This window comes from Terriglobales bacterium, assembly GCA_035457425.1.
Taxonomy (GTDB): Bacteria; Acidobacteriota; Terriglobia; order Terriglobales; family Acidobacteriaceae; genus JACPNR01.
Genome location: DATIBR010000126.1, coordinates 1 through 7231, shown reverse-complemented (window position 1 = coordinate 7231; position 7231 = coordinate 1). Strand labels below are relative to the sequence as shown.

Sequence of the window (7231 nt, the reverse complement as noted above, 5' to 3'; positions counted from 1 at the left end):
AGCGGGGCGAGCAGGTCGAGCGCCTGCGCGGCGGCGAGCGCCTCGATGGCCAGCACGCTGGTGGTGTTCTTCAGGACCTGGCGAAGCTTGAGGGCGGCGCCCATCCCCATGGAGACGTAGTCCTCTTTATTGCCCGACGTGGTGATGGAATCGACCGAGGCGGGATGCGCGAGCACCTTGTTCTCGCTGACGAGCGCGGCGGCGGTGACCTGGGCCATCATGAAGCCGGAGTTCAGGCCGGCGGGCTCGGGCGCGAGGAACGGCGGCAGGCCTTCGCTGAGCGCGGGGTTCACCAGGCGCTCGAGGCGGCGCTCGGAGATGCCGGCGAGCGCGGCGAGCGCGATGGCGAGAAAGTCGAGCGCGAAGGCCAGCGGCTCGCCGTGGAAGTTGCCGCCGCTCAGGATCACTCCCTCAGGGGCTGAAGCGCCGTCCTTAGGGGCGGGCTGGACGGCGGCGCTGAAGCGCCGCTCCTCCGAGATCTTTTCATCCCGGCGCGCTGCGACAAAGACGAGCGGGTTGTCGACGGCGGAGTTCATCTCGATGGCGAAGACCTCGCGGGCGTGCGTAAGCGCGTCGCGGACGGCTCCGTGCACCTGCGGCATGCAGCGCAGCGAGTAGGCGTCCTGGACGCGCGCGCAGTCGCGGTGCGATTCGCGGATCTGCGAGCCGGCGAGCAGCTTCCTCAAGTTCTCGGCGGTGCGGAGCTGGCCGGGATGCGGGCGGGCGCGGTGGATGCGCTCGTCGAAGGCCGCGTCGGTGCCCTTGAGCGCGTCGAGCGACATGGCGCCGACGACGTCGGCGGAGTCGGCCAGGGTCTCGGCGGCAAGCAGCGCGAGCGCGCCGACGGCGAGTATGCCCTGCGTGCCGTTGATGAGCGAGATGGCTTCCTTGGCTTCGAGCGTGAGCGTCTTCACGCCGGCGGCCTGCATCGCGTCGGCGGCGGGCTGGCGTTTTCCCTCGAAGACCGCCTCGCCTTCGCCCATCAGCACGATGCCCAGGTGCGCGAGCGGCGCGAGGTCGCCGGAAGCTCCGACCGAGCCCTGCGACGGGACGACGGGATGCACGCCGCGGTTGAGCATCTCGCAGAAGGTGTCGATGACCTGCGGGCGGACGCCGGAGCAGCCCTTGGCGAGCGAGTTGGCGCGCAAGAGCATCATGGCGCGCACTTCCGGCTCGGCGAGCGGCTCGCCCACGCCGACGCAGTGCGAGCGCATGAGGTTGAGCTGGAGCTGGCGGATCTGGTCGGCGGGGATGCGGACGTCGCTCAGCTTGCCGACGCCGGTGTTGACGGCGTAGGCGACCCGGTCGCCGGCGAGCAGGTCTTCGACCACGCCGCGGGCGCGCTCGACCGCTTCGCGCGCGTCGGGGGCGAGCAGCACGGCGCGGCGCTCGTAGACGACTTCGCGCAGCGCGTCGAAGGTGAGGGAATCGCCGTCGATGTGGAGGGCTTTCATCGGGGGATCGCCGTGATCCGGTGATCTGGTGATCGGCTCGAGCGATTGTAATTACAAATTACAAATTACCAATTGCAAATCAGGAATGCCGGCCGGCCGCCTTGGCGAACGCCGCCAGATACTTTTCCGGCAGCTGCGTCTTCTGGAACTTCGAATCCACCACGATGTGCGTGGTCTCGCCTTCGGCGAGCAGAGTGCCGTCGTCAGCGCGCAGGATCTCGTAGCTGAAGTGCAGCAGCGACTCGCGCATGTTCTTGAGCTGCGTGCGGACGAGGATCTCGTCGTCGTAGCGCGCGGGCGCCTTGTAGCGCAGCTTCACGTCGACGACGGCGATGTGGCAGTCGTCCTGCTCCTCCATGTCGCGGTAGCGGAAGCCGAGCGAGCGCAGCAGCTCGACGCGGCCGACCTCGAACCAGATGATGAAGTTCGAGTGGTAGACCACGCCCATCTGGTCGGTCTCGGCGTAGCGCACTCGGAATCTTGTCTCGCCAACCATTACTCTTCACCACGGAGACACGGAGGCACGGAGAAGACCGGAAGAAAAAGAACCCCTCCGTGTCTCAGTACCTCCGTGGTGAACACTACTTTCCGGTCCATTTGGGTTTTCTTTTTTCCAGGAACGAGCTGACGCCTTCGCGGAAGTCCTGCGTGGTGCGGATGCGCGCGTTGTCCTCGACGGCCTGGGCGATCTGCTGGTCGAGCGCGGGCGCGAGGAAGCCGTTGATGAGCTTCTTGGTCAGGCGCACGGACGACGGGCTGTTCTCGAGCAGCGTGTTGGCGAGCGCTTCGGCGCGCGCGATGAGCTGGTCGGGCGCGACCACTTCGTTGACCAGGCCGTAGCGGTGGGCTTCGGCGGCGTCGAACAGGCGGCCGGTCATCAGCAGGTCGCGCGCGACCTTGTGGCCGACCTGCCAGACCAGGATGGACGAGACGATAGCGGGGACGAAACCGATGCGGACCTCGGTGTAGCCGAACTTGGCTTCCGGAACGGCGAGGGTGAAGTCGCACATGGTGGCGATGCCGGTGCCGCCGGCGATGGCCGCGCCGTTGACCGCCGCGATGGTAGGCTTGGGGAAGTCGTAGATGCGGCGGAACAGGCGCGCCATGGTAGCCGAGTCCTTGACGTTCTCCTCGTGCGACTTGCCGAGCAGTTCCTTGAGCTCGTCGAGATCGAGTCCGGCGCAGAACGCCTTGCCGGCGCCGGTGACGATGAGGATCTGCGACTCGGACTTCTCGACCACGTCGAGCGCCGCCATGAGGTCGGCGATGAGCTGGAAGCTGACGGCGTTGCGCTTGTCCGGGCGGTTGAGCGTGAGGCGCGCGATCGGGCCGGAGGAGTCGAGCAGGAGCGTTTTGTAGTCAGAACTCAGTGTCTTACCTCCATCGCGTACTTGTTGCCGATGTCGAGGGACATCTTGGAGACCGCGGAGAGGGGCTTGGCGACGGGCGACGCTTCGCCGCGCTGCGCGAGCGCCTCGATCACGACCTCGGTGGGGATGTTGCCGACCAGCATGTCCTGCGCGAAGGGGCAGCCGCCGAGGCCGGCGAGCGCGGAGTCGAAGCGGCGGATGCCGGCGTCGTAGGCGGCGAGGATCTTTGCCGGCGCCTGCTCGACGCGGCTGTGCAGGTGCACGCCGACTTCGACATGGTCGTAGCGCAGCGCGACCGGCTCGCAAAGCGCCTTGATCTGGTCGGGCGTGGCGAGGCCGACGGTGTCGGCGAGCGAGATCATCTCGATGCCCATGTCGGCGATGATGCCGACCGCCTCGGTGACTTCGTCGATGTTCCACATGTCGCCGTAGGGGTTGCCGAACGCCATGGAGACGTAGGCGACGACCTCGAGGGCGGCTTCGTCGCACATCTTCTTGATCTTCTCGAGCTCGTCGACTGCGAGCTCGAGCGACTGCTTCTGGTTGCGCTCGAGGAAGGTCGGCGAGACGGAGTAGGGAAAACCGAGCGTGCGGACGGCTTCCGAGTTGATGGCGCGCTCCGCGCCTTTCTCGTTGACGACGATGCCGATGAGCTCGACGTCGTCGGGCGGGTCGAGCTGCAGCAGGACGTCTTCGGAGTCGGCCATCTGCGGCACGGCCTTGGGCGAGACGAACGAGACCGCGTCGATGTGCTTAAAGCCGGCGCCGATGAGCGCGCGCAGGTACGCGACCTTGATGTCGGTCGGGATCTGGCCTTTTAATCCTTGCCAGGCGTCGCGCGGACACTCGATCAATTTGACTGCCATCGGTTTCGTCTTCACCGACAAGCAATAAGCGACAAGCAATAAGCCAGACCAAGGGGCTTATCGCTCATTGCTTATCGCATATCGCCGATTCCTCATGACTCACGTCTGTAACACGCCAACCTTGAACTCTCTCACTTCCGGATTCAGCGCGGCGGCTTCCAGCGCCATGGTAATCGCTTCGCGGGTCTGGAGCGGGTCGATGATCTTGTCGATCCACAGGCGCGCGGCGCCGTAGCGCGGGTCCATCTGCTCGTCGTAGGTGGCTTTCACTTCGTCGAAGAGCTTCTTCTTGTCGTCGTCGCTCAGCTTCTTGCCGCCGCGTTCCAGCTGCTTGACCTTGATCTCGACCAGCGTGCCGGCGGCGGAGGCGCCCGACATCACCGCGTACCTCGCCGTGGGCCACGCGAAGACGAAGCGCGGGTCGTAGGCCTTACCGCACATGGCGTAGTGGCCGGCGCCGAAGGAACCGCCGACGATGATGGCGATCTTCGGGACGACGGAGTTCGAGACGGCGTTCACCATCTTGGCGCCGGCGCGGATGATGCCACTCCACTCGGCGTCGCGCCCGACCATGAAGCCGTTGACGTCGTGCAGGAAGACGAGCGGCACGAGGTTCTGGTTGCAGTCCATGATGAAGCGCGCGGCCTTCTCGGCGGATTCGGTGTAGATGACGCCGCCGAACTCGACGCGCTTCGCGCCCGAGCGGTCGACCTGGTGCACGTGCTTCTTCTGGTTGGCGACGATGCCGACGGCGAAGCCGCCGATACGCGCATATCCGCAGAGCACGGTCTCGCCGTACTCGGGCTTGTACTCGTCGAAGCGCGAGCCGTCCACGATGCGCGCGATGATCTCCTTCATGTCGTACTGGCGCGAGGGGTCGCCGTCGAAGACGCCGTAGATCTCCTCGGCCGGATACGCGGGCGCTTCGGGCTTCTTGCGGTCGAAGGGCGACTGGCGCTTGTGGCCGATCTTCTCCACTAAAGAGCGGATGCGGGCGATGCAGGCTTCGTCGTTGGGCTCGCGGTAGTCGACCGTGCCCGAGATCTCGGAGTGCATCTTGGCGCCGCCGAGCTCCTCGGCGGTGTACTTGGCGCCGATGGCGGCCTGCACCAGCGCGGGCCCGGCGAGGAAGAGGCCCGAGCCGTCGGTCATCAATATGTGGTCGCACATCAGCGGGAGATAGGCGCCGCCGGCGACGCACATCCCCATGATGGCCGCGATCTGCGGAATGCCCATGGCCGACATGACGGCGTTGTTGCGGAAGACGCGGCCGAAGTCGTCGGTGTCGGGGAATACGTCTTCCTGGAGTGGCAGGAAGACGCCGGCGGAGTCGACCAGGTAAATGGTCGGGATGCGATTGTCGATGGCGATGTTCTGCGCGCGGATGACCTTCTTCGCGGTCATCGGGAAGAACGCGCCGGCCTTCACGGTGGCGTCGTTGGCGATGATCATGCAGAGGCGCCCCTGCACGCGCCCCAGGCCGGTGATAGTGCCGGCGGAGGGCGCGCCTCCCCACTCTTCGTACATCTTGTAGGCGGCGTAGAGGCCGAGCTCGAAGAACTCGCTGTCAGGGTCGAGCAGCAGCTTGATGCGCTCGCGCGCGGTCAGCCGCCCCTTGGCGTGCTGCGCCTCGATGCCTTTCGCGCCGCCGCCCTCCTGGATCTTCTCTTCTTCGTTGTGGATGGCGGCGACCAGGTCGGCCATGGCGCGCATGTTCTTCTCGAAGCGCGCGGAGGTGGCGTCGAGCTGCGAGGCGAGCTTGTTGTCGGAGGTGTGGGGACGGTCGGCCATTCGAGTCGCGAGGAAACCAGCTAGGTTAAATGACGGTTGGAGCGGGCGCAAACGGCGCTTGGTGACGGATGTCACAGCGGGGAAGCGGCGGTGCGACGAACATCACAGCATGCCGCGAACCATCATCGAGCCGTTCCGGATCAAAAGCGTGGAGCCGATCCGGTGGACGACGCGCGCGCAGCGCGAGGAGTTGCTGCGTGCGGCGCACAACAACCTCTTTCTCCTGCCGGCGGACGACGTGCTGATCGACTTGCTGACCGACAGCGGGACCGGCGCGATGTCCACGCATCAGTGGGCGGCGGTGATGGAGGGCGACGAGAGTTACGCCGGCAGCCGCTCGTTCGACCACTTCCGCGACTCCGTGCAGGAGATCACCGGGTACCGGCACGTGATCCCGACGCACCAGGGACGGGCGGCGGAGCGCATCCTGTTCGGCGTGATGTGCAAGCGCGGCGACGTGGTGCCGAACAACACGCACTTCGATACCACGCGCGCGAACGTGGAGTACCGGCACGCGAAGGCGGTGGACCTGCCCATCGCGGAAGGGAAGCAGCCGGCGCTGGTGCATCCGTTCAAGGGCAACATGGACGTGGCGGCGCTGGAGCGCGTGATCGCCGAGGTCGGGCGCGAGCACATCCCGCTGGTGATGCTGACGGTGACGAACAACTCGGGCGGCGGCCAGCCGGTCTCGATGGCGAACGCGCGGGCGGTGAGCGAAGTGTGCCGCCGGCATCGCATCCCGCTCTACTTCGACGCGTGCCGGTTCGCGGAGAACGCGTACTTCATCAAGCTGCGCGAGCCGGGGTACGCGGAGAAGACGCCGAAAGAGATCGCGCAGGAGATGTTCGCGCTGGGCGACGGCTGCACCATGTCGGCGAAGAAGGACGGCATGGCGAACATCGGCGGCTTCCTGTGCACCAACGACGACCTGCTGGCGCAGCAGGAGAAAGACCTGCTGATCCTGACCGAGGGCTACCCGACCTACGGCGGGCTGGCGGGGCGCGACCTGGAAGCGATCGCGGTCGGGCTGCAGGAGGCGCTCGACGAGGACTACCTGCGTTACCGGATCGCGTCGACGGCGTACCTGGGCGAGCACATCGCGCGGCAGGGCGTTCCGATCGTGCAGCCGCCGGGCGGCCACGCCATCTATCTGGACGCGCGCGCGTTCCTGCCGCACGTGCCGGCGGAGCAGTTCCCGGGGGTGGCGCTGGCGTGCGAGCTGTATCTCGAGGGCGGCATCCGGTCGGTCGAGATCGGCGGGCTGATGTTCGGCGACGCCGCCAAGATGGACCTGGTACGGCTGGCCATCCCGCGGCGCGTCTACACGCAGAGCCACATCGACTACGTGATCGAGGTCATCCTCGAGGTGTGGAAGCGGCGCGACCTCATCACGGGCATGCGCCTGACGCACGAGGCGCCCTTTTTGCGGCACTTCACCGCGCACCTGGAGCCGCTGGCGGCAGTCGCCGCCGCCCGATAGCCGCGCTCCAGGTGACAGTGCCGCGCAAATCGGTATCCTGTAGCGGTGCAAGTGCGCGTCCTATTCTTCGGGATGTTGCGCGAGATCGCCGGCGGCAGTGAACAGCGGCTGCGCGTCGCCGACGGCGCGCGCTTGGCCGACCTGCTGAGCGACTGCGAGAAAAAGTGGCCGAAGCTGGCGGACTACCTGCCGGCGACCGCGACCGCTGTGAACCAGGAGTTCGCGGCCCCCGACACGCGCCTGAAAGACGGCGACGAGGTGGCGCTGCTG

At 66.6% G+C, this 7231-nt stretch carries 7 protein-coding genes; 2 read left to right on the top strand and 5 right to left on the bottom strand.

Translation table 11 applies throughout. From position 1 onward, the window contains the following. The 5 genes from hutH to VLA96_09580 form a co-directional block, all read right to left on the bottom strand. The coding region (hutH, locus tag VLA96_09600; GenBank protein ID HSE49447.1) for a histidine ammonia-lyase at nt 1–1454 on the bottom strand (1454 nt) is incomplete at its 3' end. A gap of 79 nt (nt 1455–1533) precedes the next feature. Next, the gene (locus VLA96_09595; GenBank protein ID HSE49446.1) at nt 1534–1926 is read right to left on the bottom strand and encodes a thioesterase family protein; all 393 of its coding nucleotides are present in this window, start codon (nt 1924–1926) and stop codon (nt 1534–1536) included. Between the two features lie 109 nt (nt 1927–2035). After that, nucleotides 2036–2779: an enoyl-CoA hydratase-related protein gene (locus VLA96_09590; protein ID HSE49445.1), complete on the bottom strand. Its 744-nt coding sequence runs from the start codon at nt 2777–2779 to the stop codon at nt 2036–2038. A gap of 41 nt (nt 2780–2820) precedes the next feature. Then, entirely contained in the window at nt 2821–3690 is an 870-nt protein-coding gene (locus VLA96_09585; protein ID HSE49444.1) for a hydroxymethylglutaryl-CoA lyase, read from the bottom strand. Between the two features lie 99 nt (nt 3691–3789). Continuing rightward, nucleotides 3790–5481 (bottom strand): acyl-CoA carboxylase subunit beta, encoded by a 1692-nt coding sequence (locus tag VLA96_09580; protein ID HSE49443.1) that lies wholly within the window; start codon nt 5479–5481, stop codon nt 3790–3792. A gap of 109 nt (nt 5482–5590) precedes the next feature. Here VLA96_09580 and VLA96_09575 point away from each other — a divergent pair, with 109 nt between their 5' ends. Together VLA96_09575 and VLA96_09570 are read left to right on the top strand one after the other, a co-directional pair. Further along, on the top strand, nt 5591–6961 hold the full coding sequence (locus tag VLA96_09575; GenBank protein ID HSE49442.1) for a tryptophanase: 1371 nt from the start codon (nt 5591–5593) through the stop codon (nt 6959–6961). 51 nt (nt 6962–7012) lie between these two features. After that, nucleotides 7013–7231 (top strand): MoaD/ThiS family protein (locus VLA96_09570; protein HSE49441.1); only part of this gene is annotated, 219 nt, incomplete at its 3' end.